The 19,376-nt window shown below is 69.9% G+C and carries 23 protein-coding genes and 1 tRNA gene; 13 read left to right on the top strand and 11 right to left on the bottom strand.

Annotated features, from left to right (window positions below; translation table 11 throughout):
- Positions 1-198: 198 nt before the first annotated feature.
- The gene (locus ACGFMK_RS07740; protein ID WP_392759428.1) at positions 199-1,161 is read left to right on the top strand and encodes an RNA polymerase subunit sigma-70; all 963 of its coding nucleotides are present in this window, start codon (positions 199-201) and stop codon (positions 1,159-1,161) included.
- Positions 1,162-1,173: 12 nt separating this feature from the next.
- On the opposite strand, the gene ACGFMK_RS07735 is transcribed toward ACGFMK_RS07740, so the two are convergent.
- From ACGFMK_RS07735 to ACGFMK_RS07720, 4 genes are all read right to left on the bottom strand, one after another.
- Positions 1,174-1,332, bottom strand: a complete 159-nt coding sequence (locus tag ACGFMK_RS07735; RefSeq protein ID WP_323324637.1) for a DUF6307 family protein — start codon at positions 1,330-1,332, stop codon at positions 1,174-1,176.
- Positions 1,333-1,576: 244 nt separating this feature from the next.
- Positions 1,577-1,759 (bottom strand): RGCVC family protein, encoded by a 183-nt coding sequence (locus ACGFMK_RS07730; RefSeq protein WP_392759426.1) that lies wholly within the window; start codon positions 1,757-1,759, stop codon positions 1,577-1,579.
- Positions 1,756-2,793, bottom strand: a complete 1,038-nt coding sequence (locus ACGFMK_RS07725) for a fatty acid desaturase family protein (RefSeq protein WP_392759424.1) — start codon at positions 2,791-2,793, stop codon at positions 1,756-1,758. The genes ACGFMK_RS07730 and ACGFMK_RS07725 overlap by 4 nt, the downstream gene beginning before the upstream one ends.
- Before the next feature lie 474 nt (positions 2,794-3,267).
- Entirely contained in the window at positions 3,268-4,173 is a 906-nt protein-coding gene (locus ACGFMK_RS07720; protein ID WP_392759422.1) for a dihydrodipicolinate synthase family protein, read from the bottom strand.
- 122 nt (positions 4,174-4,295) lie between these two features.
- On the opposite strand from ACGFMK_RS07720, the gene ACGFMK_RS07715 reads away from it, so the two are divergent.
- The 6 genes from ACGFMK_RS07715 (at position 4,296) to ACGFMK_RS07690 (ending at position 10,015) form a co-directional block, all read left to right on the top strand.
- A complete protein-coding gene (locus tag ACGFMK_RS07715) occupies positions 4,296-5,522 on the top strand; it encodes an extracellular solute-binding protein (protein ID WP_392759420.1) in 1,227 nt (408 codons plus the stop codon).
- On the top strand, positions 5,519-6,568 hold the full coding sequence (locus ACGFMK_RS07710; RefSeq protein ID WP_392759418.1) for an ABC transporter ATP-binding protein: 1,050 nt from the start codon (positions 5,519-5,521) through the stop codon (positions 6,566-6,568). Before ACGFMK_RS07715 ends, ACGFMK_RS07710 begins: the two co-directional genes overlap by 4 nt.
- Positions 6,565-7,458 carry an ABC transporter permease gene (locus tag ACGFMK_RS07705; protein WP_392759416.1) on the top strand — a complete coding sequence of 298 codons (894 nt, stop codon included), beginning with the start codon at positions 6,565-6,567 and terminating at the stop codon, positions 7,456-7,458. Before ACGFMK_RS07710 ends, ACGFMK_RS07705 begins: the two co-directional genes overlap by 4 nt.
- A complete protein-coding gene (locus ACGFMK_RS07700) occupies positions 7,455-8,282 on the top strand; it encodes an ABC transporter permease (protein WP_392759414.1) in 828 nt (275 codons plus the stop codon). The genes ACGFMK_RS07705 and ACGFMK_RS07700 overlap by 4 nt, the downstream gene beginning before the upstream one ends.
- A 26-nt stretch (positions 8,283-8,308) precedes the next feature.
- Positions 8,309-9,076: a tyrosine-protein phosphatase gene (locus ACGFMK_RS07695; protein ID WP_392760087.1), complete on the top strand. Its 768-nt coding sequence runs from the start codon at positions 8,309-8,311 to the stop codon at positions 9,074-9,076.
- A gap of 111 nt (positions 9,077-9,187) precedes the next feature.
- Positions 9,188-10,015, top strand: a complete 828-nt coding sequence (locus ACGFMK_RS07690; protein ID WP_392759412.1) for a MerR family transcriptional regulator — start codon at positions 9,188-9,190, stop codon at positions 10,013-10,015.
- Here the strand turns inward: ACGFMK_RS07690 and thrS are convergent.
- The 4 genes from thrS to ACGFMK_RS07670 form a co-directional block, all read right to left on the bottom strand.
- Entirely contained in the window at positions 9,948-11,222 is a 1,275-nt protein-coding gene (thrS, locus tag ACGFMK_RS07685) for a threonine--tRNA ligase (RefSeq protein ID WP_392759410.1), read from the bottom strand. The genes ACGFMK_RS07690 and thrS overlap by 68 nt on opposite strands.
- Positions 11,223-11,352: 130 nt before the next feature.
- Positions 11,353-11,976: a dihydrofolate reductase family protein gene (locus ACGFMK_RS07680; RefSeq protein WP_392759408.1), complete on the bottom strand. Its 624-nt coding sequence runs from the start codon at positions 11,974-11,976 to the stop codon at positions 11,353-11,355.
- 79 nt (positions 11,977-12,055) lie between these two features.
- Positions 12,056-12,523: a heme-degrading domain-containing protein gene (locus ACGFMK_RS07675; protein WP_392759406.1), complete on the bottom strand. Its 468-nt coding sequence runs from the start codon at positions 12,521-12,523 to the stop codon at positions 12,056-12,058.
- 25 nt (positions 12,524-12,548) lie between these two features.
- Positions 12,549-13,010: a VOC family protein gene (locus ACGFMK_RS07670; RefSeq protein ID WP_392759404.1), complete on the bottom strand. Its 462-nt coding sequence runs from the start codon at positions 13,008-13,010 to the stop codon at positions 12,549-12,551.
- On the opposite strand from ACGFMK_RS07670, the gene ACGFMK_RS07665 reads away from it, so the two are divergent.
- Positions 13,009-14,964, top strand: coding sequence for a phosphocholine-specific phospholipase C (locus ACGFMK_RS07665; protein ID WP_392759402.1), 1,956 nt, complete (start codon positions 13,009-13,011; stop codon positions 14,962-14,964). The two genes, ACGFMK_RS07670 and ACGFMK_RS07665, sit on opposite strands and share 2 nt — an antisense overlap.
- On the opposite strand, the gene ACGFMK_RS07660 is transcribed toward ACGFMK_RS07665, so the two are convergent.
- Positions 14,961-16,190 (bottom strand): M20 family metallopeptidase, encoded by a 1,230-nt coding sequence (locus ACGFMK_RS07660; RefSeq protein WP_392759400.1) that lies wholly within the window; start codon positions 16,188-16,190, stop codon positions 14,961-14,963. The two genes, ACGFMK_RS07665 and ACGFMK_RS07660, sit on opposite strands and share 4 nt — an antisense overlap.
- Before the next feature lie 77 nt (positions 16,191-16,267).
- Between ACGFMK_RS07660 and ACGFMK_RS07655 the strand changes: the two genes are divergently transcribed.
- From ACGFMK_RS07655 to ACGFMK_RS07635, 5 genes are all read left to right on the top strand, one after another.
- The gene (locus ACGFMK_RS07655; protein ID WP_323324621.1) at positions 16,268-16,750 is read left to right on the top strand and encodes a tRNA adenosine deaminase-associated protein; all 483 of its coding nucleotides are present in this window, start codon (positions 16,268-16,270) and stop codon (positions 16,748-16,750) included.
- 23 nt (positions 16,751-16,773) lie between these two features.
- Positions 16,774-17,202 carry a nucleoside deaminase gene (locus tag ACGFMK_RS07650; protein ID WP_323324620.1) on the top strand — a complete coding sequence of 143 codons (429 nt, stop codon included), beginning with the start codon at positions 16,774-16,776 and terminating at the stop codon, positions 17,200-17,202.
- A 58-nt stretch (positions 17,203-17,260) separates the two neighbouring features.
- The gene (locus ACGFMK_RS07645; RefSeq protein WP_392760085.1) at positions 17,261-17,470 is read left to right on the top strand and encodes a CsbD family protein; all 210 of its coding nucleotides are present in this window, start codon (positions 17,261-17,263) and stop codon (positions 17,468-17,470) included.
- A gap of 33 nt (positions 17,471-17,503) precedes the next feature.
- Positions 17,504-17,591, top strand: a tRNA-Ser gene (locus ACGFMK_RS07640).
- Positions 17,592-17,773: 182 nt separating this feature from the next.
- Complete coding sequence (locus ACGFMK_RS07635) at positions 17,774-18,556, top strand: SDR family oxidoreductase (protein ID WP_392759397.1); 783 nt, start codon at positions 17,774-17,776, stop codon at positions 18,554-18,556.
- Here ACGFMK_RS07635 and ACGFMK_RS07630 read toward each other — a convergent pair.
- The gene (locus ACGFMK_RS07630; RefSeq protein ID WP_392759395.1) at positions 18,549-19,121 is read right to left on the bottom strand and encodes a hypothetical protein; all 573 of its coding nucleotides are present in this window, start codon (positions 19,119-19,121) and stop codon (positions 18,549-18,551) included. The genes ACGFMK_RS07635 and ACGFMK_RS07630 overlap by 8 nt on opposite strands.
- The coding region (locus tag ACGFMK_RS07625; RefSeq protein WP_392759393.1) for a hypothetical protein at positions 19,118-19,376 on the bottom strand (259 nt) is incomplete at its 5' end. The genes ACGFMK_RS07625 and ACGFMK_RS07630, both read right to left, overlap by 4 nt.

The raw sequence follows: 19,376 nt of genomic DNA, 5'->3' as shown, positions 1-19,376 counted from the left end.
CATCGCGGCGGATCGGACTCACTCAGGACAACCCTTCGGCAGGCCCCTCGGGTCGGCCGCCGATGCCGTCCTGACGGGTTCCCCGCTCCCGCTGACGTGTTTTTAACGCGCGAGTAACCTCGGCCACACCCCGGCTGACCTGCGAAGAGCTGACTTCGGGCGACGGTCGCCGTCACATAGGGCATGGTGACCACCGAGATGGACGAGACAGAGTTCGCGGACCTGGCCGAAACGCACCGGCGTGAGCTGCGGGTGCACTGCTACCGGCTGCTGGGTTCGGTCGACGAGGCCGAGGACCTGGTCCAGGAGACGTTCCTGCGTGCGTGGCGCGCCCGCGAGCAGTACGCCGGGCGGGCGAGCCTGCGGGCCTGGCTCTACAAGATCGCGACCAACACGTGCCTCGACTTCCTCGACCGCACGCCGCGGGTGGTGCCGTCCGTCGACCTGCCCGTGGCTTCCGGTTCGCACCTGGCGCCCCGGCCCGCGGCGGCTGTCCCGTGGCTCCAGCCCTGCCCGGACGACCTGCTCGACGCGGCGGTCGCGCGCGAGACGGTCGAGCTGGCGTTCCTCGCGGCCGTCCAGTACCTCTCGCCGCGACAACGCGCGGTGCTGATCCTTCGCGACGTCGTCGGCTGGACGGCGAAGGAGACCGCGACGACGTTGGAGACGACCCCGGCCTCGGTGAACAGCTCGCTGCAGCGGGCGCGGGCGGAGTTGAAGGAGCAGCTGCCGTCGCGGCGCACGGAGTGGCGCGTCGAGTCGAGCGGCGACGAGCGCGCGGTCGTCTCCCGCTACATGGCGGCGATCACGGCGGGCGACGACCAGGCCATCGCGGCGGTCCTGTGCGACGACGTCCGCTGCAGCCACCAGCCGGGCGCGGGCGGCCACGACGGGCCGGAACCGGCTTGGTACGGCGGCCGCGCGACGGTGCTGGCGGGCTGGGCGCCGGTGCTGCACGGGCCGGACGCGATGGAGTTGCGGATGCGCGAGGTGCGGGCCAACGGCGGCCCCGCCGTGGCGACGTACCTTCGCCACGGCGGAGCGTTCCGCGCGTTCGGCCTGAACACGTTGCTCATCGCGGACGGTTCGGTCGCCGAAGTGACGACGTTCGTCCCGAGCGTGTTCAAGGCGTTCGGCCTGCCGGACGTGCTGCCGGACTGACGGCGCCGACACTCAGCGCACGGGCTCGGGGACGGTGTCGAGCTCGTGCACCATCCGCACGGCGAGCGCGAGCGCCTTGGTGTCGCTCAGCTTCGTGTCTTCCATGACGATCTTCTTCACGCGCTCGACGCGCAGGTGGTAGCGGCTGGTGGGTTCGATCTGGGCGGTCATGGTGAATCCTGTCCGGTGGGTCGGTTCAGCGGGTTGGTTCGATGAGGTCGGGGTGGCGGATTCCGGTGGCACGGGGCCGAGTTCGGCCGTCGACCGGTGAAGGTCGATCCGGCCGCGGTCGCGATCCGGCTCGGTGGGGCCGGGTGCCGCGTCCCAGCCGGTAGCCGTTCGCGACCGGCGAGGTCCCTGGTTCGTACGCCTCTGCGCGGGTGAAGATGTCTCGGCTCGCGCGGTCAGGTCGGGCTCAGCGGGCCTTGTGGTCCTGTGCGCTGCCGCAGACGCAGCCGCGGTCGGTGCCCTGGCCGGCCGCCGTGGCCGCGCAGTAGCGGCGGGCGATCGTGTCGTGGGTGCCGAGGGGGTGCGGGCAGCTCGGGCACTGTTCGCCTGAGCGGGGCACTTCGGTTTCGTTCGGCGCGGGGGCTGTCATGCCATCACCTTCTTCGTCCGGAGCGGCTCGCCTGCCTCATGCAGGTGCTGCAACACGTAACCGTAGGAGCGGGCCCAGCCGCACTCGGCGTAGGAAATCCCGTACCGGGCGCAGAACTCCTGGACGATCGCCTGCGCGTGCTTCAGGTTCGGCCGCGGCATGCTGGGGAACAGGTGGTGCTCGATCTGGTAGTTCAGCCCGCCGAGGGCGAAGTCGACGACCGGCCCGCCGCGGACGTTGCGCGAGGTGAGCACCTGCTTGCGCAGGAAGTCCAGCTTGTGCCCGCTCTCGAGCATCTCCATGCCCTTGTGGTTGGGCGCGAACGAGCAGCCCATGTACAGCCCCCACAGGAACTGGTGCACGAGGATGAAGATGATCCCGGTCAGCGGCGAGAGCACGATGAACACGGCGGCGAGGTAGGCCACCAGGTGCGCGATCAGGAGCGCGGACTCCAGCTTGCGCCGGCGGATGTCCTTGTTCAGCACCGCCTTCACGCTCGAGACGTGCAGGTTGAGGCCTTCGAGCAGCAGCAGCGGGAAGAACAGGAACGCCTGGTACTTCGCCATCCAGCGGAGGAAGCCGCGCTTGCGCGAGCTCTGCGCCTTGCTGAACGCGAGCGCGGCGATGTCGACGTCCGGGTCCTCGTCCTCGTGGTTCGGGTTGGCGTGGTGGCGCGAATGCGTGCCGACCCACCAGCCGTAGCTCAGGCCGGTGAGTCCACCGTGGACGAACCCGGTCGCGTCGTTCGCCTTGCGGCTGCTGAAGATCTGCTTGTGCCCGGCGTCGTGGCCGATGAACGAAAGCTGCGCGAACATCATCGCGAAGAACGCGGCGAGGAACAGCTGCCACCAGGAGTCGCCGAGGTAGGCGAACGCGACCCAGCCGCCACCGAAGGCGGCGAGGTTCAACCCGATCCGCACGATGTAGTACCGGCGTCGGCGCTGGAGGAGCCCGGCGGCCTTGACGAGCCGGGACAGCTCGGCGAAGTCACTGCCGGTGGACACAGGGGTATCCGGAACTTGGGTGGCACTCATCGGCACAACCGCTCTGGGTAAGTCGTAAAGGCTTGTCCAGCAACGGTTTCCGGCCCCGACAGGGTCCGGGTCCGGTCCGGGAAAAGGGCACTGGGGCCTGGTCGCGGTGGTACCGCGTCCTTAGGCAAGCCTCTCACCCCACCGCCGGAATGGCAATTCCCCGCAGGTTGCCGAGCAGGTGTACAGTCAGCCACATCGGGATTACGGTGACTTACCGCACACCCGTGACCTTCCGGTCGGATCACTCCGGCTGGAGACAGGAGCCTGTCAGGCCCGAACCCGTCTCGTACCGCAACCGTGCCAGCCGTTCGGCCGGCGAGCAGCCGCCCGCAGTCGCGCAGAGCGACGCCCGGGGCGCCCAGTTGGGTTGCTACAGCGAGGATCGAGCCGAACAGGCCTCTGTCACAGGGTGGTTCGTCGGCGAGTTGTGGTTCGGCGTCACCGCACTTCCGACCCGTCGACGGGCCGCCATCTTCACGAGAGCCCCCAGGACGAGAGCAGGCCGAAGAGCCGTTCCCGCTCGGCCGCCGTCAGCAGCCGGCTGGGCGGCCGGACATCCGGGCGGCAGAGACCCAGTTGCGCGAGCGCGTCCTTGACGACGCTGACGTTGTTCGCGTTCCCGTTGGCGGCACGGAGTTCTTCGAAGGGCCGGATCCGTTCCCAGACGGCCATCGCCGCCGGATAGTCCCCTGTGGACAGTGAGCGGAACATGTCCAGCGAGATCGTCGGGTCGACGTTCACCAGCCCGGACGTGAACCCCGTGGCGCCCACCGCGAAGTAGCCGGGGGCGGAGAGCTCGGCCAGCCCGGCGATCCACACGAACCGCTCGAAGCCGGTGTCCCGCGCGACCGAACCGAACCGCACCGGGTCCGGCACCGCGTACTTGACCCCGATTACGTTCGGCGCCGCGACACCCAGCGCGTGCAGCTGCTCACCGCCGATGGCGGGGTTGCGCACGTAGAGCACCACGCCGAGTTCCGGCACCGCGGCGGCGATCGAAGCGTGGTAGTCGACCCAGCCGTCGCCGGAGACGTACGGGTGCACCGGCTGGTGGATCATGACCATGTCCGCGCCGGCGTCCCGCGCGTGCGCCGCCGCCCGCGTCGCCGACGAGACGTCGTGCCCGATCCCGGCGAGCACGCTCGCCCGGCCGGCCACGGCCTCGACGGTGACCTCGAGGCACTGCCGGGCTTCGTCCGTGTCGAGCGCGTAGAACTCGCCGGTGTTGCCGTTCGGCGTCACGACCTCGATGCCGCTGGTCACCAGGCGGTCGACCAGCTTCGCGTAGGTCTGGCCGTCGACGGCGCCCTCGGCGTCGAACGGCGTGACGGGGATGGCCACCACCCCGGAAAGCCGCCGCCTCTGCTGCTCGAACGTCATCGGGCCCCTTCCGGATCACGGTCTCCCCGGACGGCCCGATCGGGAGCGAAAGTGCTCGCCAAGGACGTGTCCGATCTGATATATGATGCGACATACAACATTATCACGGGCAAGGAGCAGCCATGCAGGGTCGCAGCGGCTTCCGATTCCGACGAGCGCTGCTGGTGGTGAGCCTCGCCGCCGGCCTCACGGCGTGCGGTGCCCCCGGCGGCGACGGCGGCCAGGCGGCGGCCCCGCAGGCCGTGCCGGACAAGCCGAGCAAGCCGGTCGAGCTCAACATCCTCGACATCGCCGGCAACCTGCAGCTCACCAAGCAGATGATCGAGAACTTCAAGGCCGCGCACCCCGAAGTGCTCTCCAAGGTCACCTATTCGACGGCCCCCGCCCCGAGCATGGCGGGCAAGCTCAAGGCCGAGCAGGACGGCGGCGTCGCCCAGACCCACCTGGTCCTGAGCGGCACCGACGGCCTCTCCGCGGGCATCGCGAACGGCACCCTCGCGAAGATCCTCCCGGACTTCGCCGGCCGGTTCCCGAACCTGATGCAGAACTACCTGGAGCCCGCGGCCAAGATGCAGGACCTCGCCAACGGCTACGGCGTCGAGGTCGTCTACTACCCGTCCGGCCCGCTGCTGGAGTTCAACCCGGCCGCGGCCGCCACGCCACCGGCGTCACCGCAGGAGCTGCTCGACTGGGCGAAGGCGCACCCGGACAAGTTCCAGTACGCCCAGCCGTCGAACTCCGGCCCGGGCCGGACCTTCCTGATGGGGCTGCCGTACCTCCTCGGGGACAAGGATCCGAAGGATCCGGACAAGGGCTGGGACAAGACCTGGGCGTTCCTGCAGGAGCTGGGCAAGTACGTGAAGTACTACCCGTCCGGCACCACGGAGGCGATGAAGAACCTCGCCTCCGGCTCGGTCGACATGGTCATGTCGACCACGGGCTGGGACATCAACCCGCGCAAGCTCGGTACGGTGCCGAACACGGTCAAGACCGCGATCATGCAGCCGATGCACTGGGTCACCGACGCCCAGTACGCCCTGATCCCGAAGGGGCTCTCGGGTGACCAGGAGTCGGCGATCCTGCAGCTCGTCGCGTGGATGCTCAAGCCGGACCAGCAGGCCATCGCCTACGACGACGGTTACTTCTACCCCGGCCCGGCGGTCAAGGACGTCACCCTCCAGATGGCGCCGCAGAAGAGCCAGGACACGATCAAGCAGTTCGGCCGCCCGGAGTACGAGCAGTGGATCGCCCAGTACCCCAAGGAGACTTCGCTGCCGGCCGCGCAGCAGGTAAAGGCGTTCGACAAGTGGAACCAGCTGGTCGGCGGCTCGAAGGTCGGCAAGAAGTGACGTTCGAGCAGCTCAGGCTCGACGGTGTCTCGCGCAGCTTCGGCACCGCGAACGCCCTGCGCGGCCTCGACCTCGCCATCACCCGCGGCGAGTTCGTGGCCCTGCTGGGCCCGTCGGGCTGCGGCAAGTCGACGGCCTTGAACTGCCTGGCCGGCCTCCTGCCGCTGACCGGCGGCAGCATCTGGCTCGACGACGCCCGCATCGACGGCCGGCCACCGGAGCAGCGCGGGTTCGGGATGGTGTTCCAGAACTACGCGCTGTTCCCACACCTGTCCGTCCGCGCGAACGTCGGCTTCGGCCTCAAGATGCGCAAGGTCGCCCGCGCCGACGCCCGCCGACGGGTCGACGAAGCCCTCCGCCTGGTGCAGCTCACGGAGCACGCGGCCAAGTTCCCCGCCCAGCTGTCCGGCGGCCAGCAGCAGCGCGTCGCCATCGCCCGGGCCGTGGTGCTGGAGCCGGCGGTCGTCCTGATGGACGAGCCGCTGTCCAACCTGGACGCCAAGCTCCGGCTCGAGATGCGGATGGAGATCCGCCGCCTCCACCAGACGCTCGGCCTCACCACGGTCTACGTCACCCACGACCAGGAGGAGGCGCTCTCACTCGCCGACCGCCTGGTGGTGCTGCGCGAGGGCGCGGTGCAGCAGATAGGCACACCCGAGGAGGTCTACGCCCAGCCCGTGAACAGCTACGTCGCGTCCTTCATGGGCTACCGCAACCTCCTGGACCTGACGGTCACCGGCCCGGCCGCCGGTCCGGTCACCGTGGAAGGCGACGGCATCCGCCTGACCGGCACCAACCGCGACGACCTCACGGACGGCCCGGCGAAGGTCGCCATCCGTCCCGAGGACTTCGTCGTGGGCGAAGGTACCGAGAACGCCCTCGACGTCACGGTCGAGATCGTCGAGTACCACGGCCGCGAGCTGTCGGTCTCGGCCCGCTTGCCCAACGGGGTGCCGGTCTACTTCCGCACGGACAAGCGTCTCGCCCCCGGCGACCCGGCGAAGATCGGTGTCCCGGCCGAGCGGGTCCTGGTGTTCGCGCCGTGACCGCCGTGACGACCACCCGCCCGGCGCTGCGCCACCGCCTGGCCGAACGGGGCATCGACCGCGCGTTGCTGCTCCTGGTGCCCGGGCTGCTGGTCACCGCGTGCCTGTTCCTGTATCCGTTCCTCTACGGCCTCCAGTTGTCGTTCGCCCCTCGCCAGGGCGGTGTCTTCGCGAACTACGCCAGGTTCTTCAGCGACCCGTACCTGCGCGACACGATCTGGACGACGCTGGGCATCGCGCTGCCCGCGACGTTCGTCAACGTGCTCGCCAGCATCCCGATCGCGTACGTCATGCGTGGCCGGGTGCGCGGCAAGCGCCTCCTGACGACGATCCTGGTCGTCCCGATCACGCTCGGCACGGTGCTCACCGCGCAGGGCCTGCTCATGTACGGCGGCGAGGCGGGCTGGTTGAACAAGGTGCTCACCGCCGTCGGGATCACCGACCAGCCGCTCCCGCTGGTCCACAACTACACGGGTGTCCTGCTGTCGTTGGTCATCACCGGCTTCCCCTTCTCGTTCCTGCTGACGCTGTCCTATCTCTCGGGCATCGACCCCTCCTTGGAAAAGGCGGCCGCGACGCTCGGCGCCAACTGGGTCCAGCGCTTCCGGCGGATCACGCTGCCCCTGCTCGCGCCCGGCCTGGCGATCACCTTCTGCCTTTCGTTCGTTATGGCGTTCTCGGTGTTCCCGTCGGCTCAGCTCGTCGGCGACCCGGCGAACGAGACCCGCGTCATCTCGATCGCGGCCTACCACGCCGCCTTCGAGGAGTACGACTACTCGATGGGCTCGGCCGTTGCGATGATCATGGCGGTGCTCATGCTGATCGTGATCGGCCTGGTCATGGCGTGGCGCGGCACGCTGTACCGCGGAGCGACCGGAGGCAAGGGATGACCGGTTGGGTCACGCGTCCCGGACGTTGGGTCGTCTGGGCCGTCGTCGCGTTCTTCTTCGTCAACCTCGCAGGCGTGGTCCTTTCCGTCGTCGTCGATTCGTTCGGGGTGCAGTGGTTCGGCACCTGGCTCCCGGAGGGCTTCACCACCCACTGGTACGCCGACGCCTGGCGCGAGTTCGGCCTCTCGGACGTCCTCCTCACGACGGCGATCGTCGCCCTGGTGGTGATCGCGGTGTCGGTGGCGGTCGGCGTCCCGGCCGCGTACGCACTGGCCCGCCGGACGTTCCCCGGCAAGCGCCTGGTGATGCTCCTGTTCGTGCTGCCGATCCTGATCCCGCCGATCACCTACGGCATCCCGCTGGCCACGGTGCTCTACAAGTTCCACCTGGCCGGCTCGATGACCGGGGTCATCCTGGCGAACCTGGTGCCGTCGGTGCCGTTCGTCGTGCTGACGATGACGCCGTTCATCGAGCAGATCGACCCGAAGATCGAAGCGGCCGCGCGCATGTCGGGCGCGCGCACGCTGTCGGTCTTCACCAGAATCCTCGGCCCGTTGCTGCTGCCGGGCATCCTGGCCGCGTCGATCCTGGTGCTGGTGCGCACGGTCGGCATGTTCGAGCTGACGTTCCTGACGGCAGGCCCGGACTCGACGACCCTCGTCGTGGCCCTCTACAACTCCGTGTTCGCCGCGGGTATCCGCGCCAACCAGTCGGTCGACGCGATGGCCACCATCTACACGGGTTCCATGCTGATCCTCCTCGTCGTGGCGTTGCGGTTCGTGAATCCGACGCAGCTGGTGACCCGGATCCGCGAAGAAACGTGAGGTGTTGCGAAACGATGAGCAGGGTGATGGCCTGGGACGGCTTCTTCAACACGAGGGACCTCGGCGGCTTGCCGACCAAGTCCGGGAAGACGACCGGCTACGGCGCCTTCTTCAGGTCGGCGGACCTCCGGTTTGTCACTGACGCGGGTTGGGCCCAGGCTCGCGAAGCCGGCGTCCGCACCGTCGTCGACCTGCGCAACGACGACGAGATCCGGCCCAGGTTCGAATCGCGAACAGCGCAGGCAGGTTCGGCGCAGTTCACCGCACACTCCGCGGGACCGGCCACGCCGACTGGCATCACCCGCCTCGAAGTGCCGCTCGACGACATCGACGACGTCGAGTTCTGGCAGCAGGTCAACCGCGACCAGCTCAACGGCACCCCGCTCTATTACCCCCTCTTCCTCCAGCGGAAAGCCGGCCGCTGCGCCGCCGTCATCAAGGCGATCGCGCACGCCGATCCCGGCGGTGTCCTGTTCCACTGCGGCGCCGGACGAGACCGGACCGGGCTGATCACGCTCCTGCTGCTCGCGCTGACCGATGTCGAACCCAAGGCCATCGCCGCGGACTACGCCTTGTCGGCCGAGGCCGTCAAGGCGCTGTTCGCTGCGATGGGCACCGACGATCAAGGTCCGGTCGTCAAGGCCATCCTCGCGAAGCGAGGCGCGACGGCCGAAGAAGCCGTCTTGGCTGCCCTCGACGGTTTCGACGTCGAGCACTATCTGCTCGAGGCCGGTGTCTCCCGCGACGAACTCCGCAGCGTTCGCCATCGGCTCTTGGGTTCGCGCGCTCACTGACTGTTGCTTCCACGTGATCGACTCTACCGCCGTTATTCGAACATGTGATCGACACGATGAGGTGAAACCAGTCTTGCGCCTCCCCTGGGAGGAGGTGCCAGGCTGAACCGCATGCGCTACTCGATCGGCGAGCTGGCCCGGCGGACGGGGCTGACCGTCAAGGCCGTCCGGTTCTACTCCGACCGCGGTCTCGTGCCGCCGGCCGAGCGCAATCCCGCAGGTCACCGGCTGTACGACGGGACCGCACTCGCGCGGCTCGACCTGATCCGCACCCTCCGCGAACTGGGGCTGGACCTCGCCACGATCCGGCGTGTGGTCGACGGCGAAGTCACCGTCGCCGACGTCGCGGCGAGGCATGCGGAAGCCCTCGCGGTGCAGATCCGGGTGCTGCGGCTGCGTCGCGCCGTCCTGACCGCGGTTGCGGAGCGTGGTTCGACACCCGAGGAGACAAGCCTGATGAACCAGTTGGCCCAGCTGTCGGACACCGAGCGTCGCCGGCTCGTCGACGACTTCCTCCGGGACGCCCTCGGCGACCGTCCCGAGCTCGCGGGCATCGCGCGCAGCCTGACTCCCGAACTGCCGGACAACCCGGAAGCCGCGCAGGTCGAGGCCTGGATCGAGCTGGCGGAGCTGACTCAGGACGCGGAGTTCCGCGGCGTCTTGCGACGCCTCGCGGACGACCACCCGGGCGGCCTTCGCCGCGACCTCACCGCGGAGCTCCGGACCGCCGTCGAGGCCGGTGTCGCGCCGGACTCGCCGGAGGCCGCCGAGATCGTCGACGGCCTCGGGCGGGATCCCGGGCGGCTGCGCGCGTGGCTGGCCGCCGCCCGGGATCCGCGTCGCGCGCGCTACCTGGAACTGCTCGCGGTCGTCAACGGCTGGGCGGCTCCGGAAAGCCTGGCGCCGACGCTGGATTGGCTGGCCGAAGCGGTTTCCTGATCTCGTCGGCGAGCCACGCGAGAACTTCGTCGACGGGCCGGGTGTCCAGCCGGCTCTCGTCGCGCAGCCGGATCGAAAGCCCGCCCGACGAAACCTCCCGCGGGCCGATCACGGCCTGGTACGGCGCCAGCCGCCCCTCCCTGATCCGCGCGCCCAGGCTGCCCCGGGACGCGTCGACGACCTCGATGCGCAGGTCGTCGCGCTGAATTCGGTCGGCGTAGGGCAGTTCGGCGTCGGACACGGGGAGCAGGCGGAGCTGCACCGGCGCCAACCAGGCCGGGAACGCGCCGCCGTGGACCTCGATCAGCTGCGCCATCGCCCGCTCGATGCTGCCGATGATGCTGCGGTGGACCATCACTGGCCGGTGTTTCGCGCCGTCCGTGCCGACGTACTCGAGCGCGAACTGCTCCGGCTGGTGGAAGTCGACCTGGACGGTGGACAGGGTCGATTCGCGGCCGGCGCTGTCGACGACCTGGACGTCGATCTTCGGTCCGTAGAAGGCCGCTTCGCCCTCGACGGCGTCGTACGCGAGTCCGGCGCGATCGAGCACCGAACGCAGGATATTCGCCGCTCGCAGCCATTTTCCGGCGTCGCCGACGTACTTCCCGGAGTCCCCGGCGAGCGAGAGCCGGTAGCGTGCCGGCTGGATGCCGAGAGCGTCGTAAGCCCGCCTGATCAGGGCCAACGCGGCGGCGGCCTCGTCTTCGACCTGGTCGAGGGTGCAGAAGACGTGTGCGTCGTTCAGCTGGATCGCGCGCACGCGGCTCAGGCCGCCGAGCACGCCGGACAGCTCGGCGCGGTACATCCCGCCGAGTTCCGCCAGCCGCAGCGGCAGCTCGCGGTAACTGCGCCCGCGCGAGCGGTAGATCAGCGCGTGGTGCGGGCACAGGCTCGGCCGCAGCATGACCTGCTCACCGCCGAGGTCCATGGGTGGGAACATGTCGTCGCGGTAGTGCGACCAGTGCCCGGAGAGCTCGTACAGCTCGCGCTTGCCGAGCACGGGCGAATGGACGTGCCGGTAGCCCGCGCGGCGTTCCACGTCGCGGACGTACTCCTCCAGGCTGTGGCGGACGATCGCGCCGTCGGGTAGCCAGTAGGGCAGGCCGGCGCCGATCAGCGGGTCGGAGCCGAACAGCTCCAGCTCGCGGCCGAGCTTGCGGTGGTCGTGCATTGTGGACTCCTCGGGGACGGCGAGGCGGGTGACCACAAGACGAAGCCCGGGGCAACCGCCCCGGGCTGGAAACGTCGTTCAGCGCGCCGGGACACTCTCCGGCGTCGTCGTCATGGCGCGCTGCATGCGCCCACGGTAACCAGCGGCGTCCGGCGCCGCGACGGAATTACTCCGTCACCAGCTGGAACGTGTCGTGCCGGGGCTTGCCGGCCGGGCGCAGGACCAGCACGTTGGCGCCCGTCGACGTCTGGCGGGTCTCGACGTGCGTGAACGACTTCGGCGTCACGCCCTCCGGGAACAGCTTGCGTCCCTTGCCCAGCACCACCGGGTAGAACCAGAGCCGGTATTCGTCGACGAGGTCGTGGGCGATGAGGGTCTGCAGCAGGTCGCCGCTGCCGTGGACCTGGATCTCGCCGCCCGGGCGGCCCTTCAGCTCGCGGACGAACTCGACGACGTCGCCGTTCACGAAGGACACGCCGGACCAGTCCGAACTCGACAAGGTCCGGGACGCGACGTACTTCGGCAGGTCGTTCATGGCGACCGCGATCGCGTTGTCCGGGTCGGTGGCCTTCGGCCAGTACTGGACGAAGATGTCGTAGGTCCGGCGCCCGATCAGCAGGGCGCCGGCCTTGGACAGCCACTCCGTGGCGTAAGCGGCCATGTCGTCCTCGTAGAACGGCGTCACCCAGCCGCCCAGGTCGAAGCCGCCCGACGTGTCCTCCTCGACGCCGCCGGGGCCCTGGTAGACGCCGTCCAGGGACAGGAACGTCGTGACGATCAGTTCGGCCATCGTGCCTCCTCGAATCGGGGTTCTCGGAAGACCGTCGTCCGAGGTGGGCGCCGGATCGACAAACCCCGTCCGAAGAATTTCAGGAGGCGAGGAACAGCTCCAGCTGTTCGACGACGAACGCGTGGTCGTCGGCCTGCGGGAGGCCGGAGACGCCGACCGTGCCGACCGGTCCGACGCCGCGGACCAGCACCGGGAACACCCCGCCGTGCGCCGCGTACCGGTCCGGGTCGAGGCGGGAGTCCTTTTCGAAGGTCCCGCCCTTCGCGCGGAACTGGCTGCCGACCAGGAAGGAGCTGTGGCCGTAGCGGTCGACGACGCGGCTCTTGCGCTCGATCCAGGCGTCGTTGTCGGCCGACGTCCCGGGCAGCGCGGCGTGGAAGAGGCGCTGGCCATTGCGGCGGACGGAGATCGTCACCGGCAGGCCGCGGTCCCGTGCGGCGGCCAGCAGCTGGGCGCCGAGGGCGAGCGCGGTCTCGTTGTCGAACTGCGTGAACTGGAGGCGTTCCTCCTGGTCAGCGAGCTGGGCGAGGCGTTCGGCGTCAGTCATGCACCTATTAAATCAACACTGTTGTTTAATGGCCAGTGAACTCGGTCAACGAGAGCACGTTGCCGTCAGGATCGCGGAACCAGGCGATCCGGCCGCCCGGCGTGGTCCAGATTTTGTCGGTGTCCTGTGGCAGGTTGTCGAAGGTCAGGAACTCGACGCCCCGGGCGCGCAGTTCGGCGACGGACGTGTGGATGTCGGCCACCGCCCAGCCGAGCACGGTGAACGGGTGCGGCGTGAACTCCGGCACGGCGGTGACCCGCAGCATGGTGCCCCCGCTGCGGAAAACACAGGCGAAAGGAGACTGCTCGATGAACTCGAGCCCGGCGACATCCGTGTAGAAGGTACGTGAGCGCTCCAGGTCGGTCGACGGTGCGAAGGCGACCAGATCCGCTGAGCCGAGCATGGCTGCACCTTTCTCTCGGCGGTGAACGTACTCCTTGGCCGCGTCCTCGGCGTGCGGACAGCTCGCGCCCGAGGAGGTGGGCATGGGCCGGATCCGGCGGCGAACGGTGCTCGGTGGCGCGGCGGCGGTGACCGTGGCCGGTGCCCTCCCCGCGGCGTGCGCGGTGCCGGCGCCGCGCACGGGCACCATCGAAGACGTTCGCCACGTCGTGGTGCTGATGCAGGAGAACCGGTCGTTCGACCACTACTACGGGACGATGGCCGGGGTGCGCGGTTTCGGTGACCGCGCTGCCCTGCGGGACGTCTTCCGCCAGCGCGGCGGCGGTGGCGGCGACCCGGTACTGCCGTTCCGGATCGACACGTCCGTCGTGGACGGTCAGGACCTCGGCGAGCTGCCGCACGACTGGAACAGCACGCACCGCGCGTGGAACGGCGGTGCGTACGACAGCTGGATCGCCGCGAAGAGCCCGATGACGATGGGCCACTTCGCGCGCGACGACATCCCGTTCCAGCGTGCGCTGGCGAGCGCGTTCACCCTGTGCGATCACTACTTCTGCTCGATTCAAGGGCCGACACAGCCGAACCGGCTGTTCCACTGGACCGGCACGATCGACCCCGACGGGGTCGCGGGCGGTCCGGCCACGCACAACTCGCCGGACTACGAGCCGTCGTTCCGCTGGACGACGTACCCGGAGCGGCTGGAAGCCGCCGGGGTCTCGTGGCGCATCTACGCGAACGACGAGGAGCGTGGCGTACCCGAGCACTTCGTGGGCGACTACGGCGACAACCCGTTGTGGCTGTTCCAGAACTACCACGACGCGTTGTACTCGATGGACCCCGTGAAGCGGCGGCTCGCCGAGCGCGCGAACCTGCGCACGAAGCTCAAACCGGACTCTGGGCGGGGCAGGGACCTCGACCACGTGCTGGCCGAGTTCCTCGCGGACTGCGACGCCGGGACGCTGCCCGCGGTGTCGTGGGTGGTGGCGCCCTACGGCTACTGCGAGCACCCCGCGGCCCGGCCGGTCGACGGTGCCGCGTACGTCCAACGGATGCTGAAAGCGTTGTGGGACAAGCCGGAGCTGTGGGAATCCACGGTCGTGTTCGTCAACTACGACGAAAACGACGGGTTCTTCGACCACGTCGTCCCGCCGACCCCGGCACCCGGGACGCCCGGTGAGTTCCTGCCGGCGAGGCAGCCCTGGAACGGCGTGCCGTCCGGGCCGCCGGTTCCGATCGGGCTGGGGCCGCGGGTGCCGATGACGGTGATCTCGCCGTGGAGCCGTGGTGGCTGGGTGAACTCGCAGGTCTTCGACCACACGTCGGTGCTGCGGTTCCTCGAGACGTGGACGGGCGTGCGGGAGCCGAACATCTCGGCGTGGCGCCGGGCGATCTGCGGCGACCTGACCAGCTGTTTCGACTTCCGGACGCACGACACCACGATCCCGCTGCTCCCGGACGTCGACGCGTTGCGCGCCGAAGCCGACCGGACGCAGACGCGGCTGCCGAAGCCGGGCGTGCGGCCCGGTGCGCTGACGCAGGAGCCGGGCACGGCGAAGGCGCGTCCGCTGCCGTACCAGCCGGTCGCGTGGGCCGCCGTGGAGCCCGGTGCCCTCAAGCTGCACCTGGCCAACCACGGCACGCAGGCGCTGCAGCTGGCCGCGTACGCCTACCACGCCGGTGGGACGTCACAACGCTTCGACGTCCCGCCGAACGGGGTCGTCACGGACGAAGTCGCGCACAGCGGCGCCTACGACGTCGCGATCCACGGTCCGAACGGCTTCCTGGTGGAGGCTTCCGGCGGTCCGGAGCTCGACGCCGTGGTCACGTTCGCGCCGACGCCGTCGCTGCGGGTGACCGTGACCAACAGCGGCCAGGCGCCGGTCGTGCTGAACGGCGTCACGATCCCGCCGGGCGGCGCGCACGACTTCCCGGTGACGACGGCGAACGGCTGGTACGACGTCACGTTCGAGGTGCCCGGCTGGCGTCGCCGCTTCGCCGGTCACCTGGAGGACGGCCGCCCGTCGCGCACCGGGCCTTAGCGGAGGGCGTCCAGGGCGAAGGCGGCCAGCATCGCGACGCCGTTCGGCATGGCGTCTTCGTCGAAGAGCACGCGGTTCGAGTGGTTCGCCGCCGCCTCCGCCGGGTCGACGCCGGGCGGGCACGCGCCGAGGAACGCGTACGCGCCCTGAACGCGTTGCAGGACGTAGGAAAAGTCCTCGGCGCCCATCAGCGGGTCGGCCATCAGCTCGACGTTCTCCGGGCCCAGGACGGCTTCACCGATCGTCAGGACTTCGGCGGCGACGCGGTCGTCGTTGACGGTCACCGGGTAGCCCGGCTCGACGTCGGCGACGACGCGGCAGCCGTAGGCCGCGCCGACCTGCTCGCACACCTTGGGCAGCTCGGTCCGGACCAGGGCGCGCGTGTGCTCGGACAAGGCGCGGATCGTGCCCTCGAGCACGGCGCTCTCCGGGATGATGTTCGTCGTCGTGCCGGCCTGGATCCGCGTGACCGACAGCACGGCCGGGTCGAACACGCTGACCCGGCGCGTGATCATCGTGTGCAGCGCGCCGACCATCGCCGCGGCCGCGGGCACCGGGTCGATCGTGTGCTGCGGCGCCGAACCGTGCCCGCCCTTGCCGACGACGCGCACGTGGAACGAGTCCGCCGACGCCATCTGCGGGCCCGGGCGGACCGACAGCAGGCCGCTGCGCAGGTTGGCGAGGATGTGGATGCCGAACGCGCGCTCGACCCGCGTCCCGGCCGCGTCGAGCACGCCCTCGTGGATCATGAACCGGGCGCCGTGGTGACCTTCTTCGCCCGGCTGGAACATGAACACGACCGACCCGGCCAGCTGGCCCTTCCGCTCGGCGAGCAGCCGCGCGGCCGAGGCGAGCATCGCGACGTGCGTGTCGTGCCCGCACGCGTGCATCGACTCCTCGTCCTCGGAGGCGAACTCCAGGCCGGTCTCCTCCAACAGCGGCAGGGCGTCCATGTCGCCGCGCAGCAGCACCGCCGGGCCGGGCCGGGAGCCGCGCAGGACGGCCGTCAGCGACGTCGTGGACTTGCCCTCCGTGATCTCCAACGGCAGGTCAGCGAGGGCTTCGCGAATGGCCGCCTGGGTGATCGGGAGCTGGAGGCCCTGTTCCGGCCGGCGGTGCACCGCCCGCCGCAGGGCGACGGTGCGGTCCTGCAGCGCCCGCGCGTCGTCGAGGAGGCCGGCGAACGGCGTGCCGGGCAGGGTGGGCAGGTCAGTGGGTCCGGTCATGCTCCCGATAGTGGCCCATGCGGCGCTTCGGGCGCACCGTGCGTGCGCTCGGTCGGGCAGCGGAATACGGTGTGCGCATGGCGGTGGATGAGCCGGTCACGGGCTTCGCGGTAGCCGTGGTCCGGGAGGACGGTCGGTGGCGGTGCAGTGCGCTCGACCCGGGGGCGTTGACAGAGCTGGACGCGGCGATCACTGAACTGGGCAAACTACGTTCCACCGGCGCGGCCTTCGGGCTACTGGCGGTCGACGACGAGTTCTTCGTCCTCGTCCGGCCGAGCCCGCGGGGACCGGCGTTGCTGCTTTCGGACGCGGCGGCGGCACTCGACTACGACATCGCGGCGGACGTCCTCGACGTCCTGCGCGTCGAACCGCCGGACGAGGAGGACGACTCCGTCTGGCCCGAAGGCGACCTCGAGATCCTCGCGGACCTCGGGCTGCCGGCGCCGGAGCTGGAGGTCATCGTCGGCGAGGTCGACCTGTACCCGGACGAACAGCTGCAGATGATCGCGCAGCGCGTCGGGTTCGGCACCGAGTTCGCCAAGCTCCTGGACGAGCTCTGAGACGGCCGTCCGACACCGAAGCCGTGGAGGCGGCGCTGGAGGCCGCACACGCCCCCGGCGCGGACGTCCCGATCGGCGCGGTCGTGTTCGGCCCCGACGGGCTGCCCCTGGCCGCGGCGCGCAACGCGCGGACCGAGCTGGGCGACCCGACGGCGCACGCGGAGGTCCTGGCCCTGCGCGCGGCCGCCCAGGTGGTGGGCGACGGCTGGCGGCTCGAGGGCTGCACGCTGGCGGTGACGCTGGAGCCGTGCACGATGTGCGCGGGCGCACTGGTGCTGGCGCGCATCTCACGGCTGGTGTTCGGCGCGTGGGAGCCCAAGACGGGCGCGGTCGGGTCCCTGTGGGACGTCGTGCGCGACCGGCGGCTGAACCACCGCCCGGAGGTTCACGGCGGGGTCCTCGAAGCGGAGTGCGCGTCCCTGCTGGAGACGTACTTCGCGACGCGTCGCTGAGTCCGTCGGTGGGTACCCCCTCGGTGAGGTCCCCGTCGAAGGAGGAACCGTCGTGACGATGAAGGACAAGGTCCAGCAGGCAGTCGGCGGCGCTCGCGAGAAGCTCGGAGACGTGACCGGCAATCGGCGTCTGAGGGCATCCGGCCGAGCCCAGCGAAGGACCGCTCAGGTCCGCGAAGTGGCCCACGACCTGCGAGACAAGGCGAGCGGCGTGATCCGGGACGTCCAGTCCCGCCGCCGGCCAGAGCGGCCCACCGACCCCAGGTGAGGCTGCGGGAGACGCTCCGGTATATTTCTCGGCGGTGGCGTGTCCGAGCGGCCGAAGGAGCACGACTCGAAATCGTGTGACGGCTAATCCCCGTCCGTGGGTTCAAATCCCACCGCCACCGCTCTTCAGCAAGCGAGACACCCGGCTCCCCGCAGAGGGACGCCGGGTGTTTTGCTGTGGCGCCGTCGATGACCGAGGCATTTTGGTGCACTGCCGGGTCCGCCGATACCGAATCGCCCGCTTGACTTGAAGAGGGCTTGAAGTGTGACCGTGGTCGGGTAGCCGATCACGAGGGAGTACTCCATGACCGTTCTCGTCACCGGGGCCACCGGCCACACCGGACGCCACGTCGTCAGCGGCCTGGCGGACGCCGGAGTGCGAGTTCGTGTTCTTGTCCGGGACCCGGGGAAAGCGCCCGAAGGCGTGGACGTCGTGCGAGGTGACATCACCGATCTTGCCGAAGCCGCCCAGGGTGTTGACGCCGTTTACCTGCTCTGGCCCTTCTTCGATGCGACGGGAATCGAAGGAGCCGTGGAACCCTTGAAAGGCAAGAAGATCGTCTATCTCTCCGCGATGAGCGCGGAGCAAGGTGGTGTTTGGGGCGACGTCGAAAAAGCCGTCCAAAAGGTCACGGACGACTGGACGTTCCTCAGGGTCACCGGCCTCGCCACTAACACCCTCGGCTGGGCGGAGCAAGCCAATAACGGCGTCGTGCGTGGACCTTTCGGCCAAGCCAAAAGGTCACTCGTGCACGAGCGCGATGTCGCCGATATGGCGGTGAAAGCGCTCACTTCGGACCACGCCGAGCAGACTTACCTCGTCACCGGGCCGGAGGCGATCACCCAGGCCGAACAGGTGAGACTCATCGGGGACGCCCTGGGAACGCCGGCTGTGTGGGAAGAACAGCCGATCGCAGAAGCCAAATCGGAGCTGATTCGGCAAATGGGTGCGGAATTCGCGGCCGGTGCACTGGACTACTGGGCGTCGCTGGTCGAGGAACCGGAGCCCGTGTCGCTGGACGTCGTCAACGTCACCGGGCATCCCGCGCGGCCCTTCGAGGACTGGGCCCGGGAGCACTTCAGCTGAGGTCGACCGCCGGGGTCGTCAGCGGTTCCAGTTCCGCGGCAAGGGAAGACAGCGAGGAGACCTTCCGCTGGACCGTGCGGACCACCGACGCGCACGCGCCGCTGACCGTGCTCACCACCTCGGCCGACCGGTCGTCCGACAGGACCGCGGACGCCGCCGGTTCCGCGGCCTCGGCGATCGCGGCGACCTCGGCCGACGTCGAAACGGCCAGGGCGTCGAGGTAGTCGGCGATGCGTTCACCCAGCGCCGCCGTCGCCGCCGCCGCGCGGGCCGCCTCGGCGTACTGACCGTCCACTGTGTCCGCCCACGTGCCGAACGTCTCCGCGCTGCCCCCGGTTTCCGCGAGATCGACTCCGGTGCGGAACTCGGAAGCAGCCGTCGTCACCACGGTGGAACCCGAGTCGACCGCCGCGGCCGAGGTGCGGATCTCGGAGGGGGCGCAGTCGAGGTGGCGCAGGGCCGCGACCGGGTCCGGGGCGCCGATCCGGCCCGCGGCCGCCCGGAGCGTCGACAACCGCGCCGCGGCCGAGGTCAGCGCCGGGTGCTCGAACAGTTCGAGCGTCACGGCGCCACCGCGATCCGCCCCCGGAAGCCCGTACTCCTCGTGGTGTCGGCCGCCATCCGGAGCCGGCCGGCCAGGTCCGACGTCGCGTCGCCGAGGACGCGCGCGTCCGCTTCCCGGGCCGCGAGCGCGGCCGACCAGCGGCCCGCGAGCTCGCGGGCCTGCGCCGAGATGCCGAACGGCGTCGAGTCGACGCGGGCCTCGGCGAACCGGCCGGCCGCCTTGTCGTCGGCGGCCGCGGCCTGGTCCAGCTGGTCG

The organism is Amycolatopsis sp. NPDC049252, assembly GCF_043197175.1.
In the GTDB taxonomy this organism is placed as follows: Bacteria; Actinomycetota; Actinomycetes; order Mycobacteriales; family Pseudonocardiaceae; genus Amycolatopsis.
This window is presented reverse-complemented; position numbering and strand designations above follow the sequence as displayed.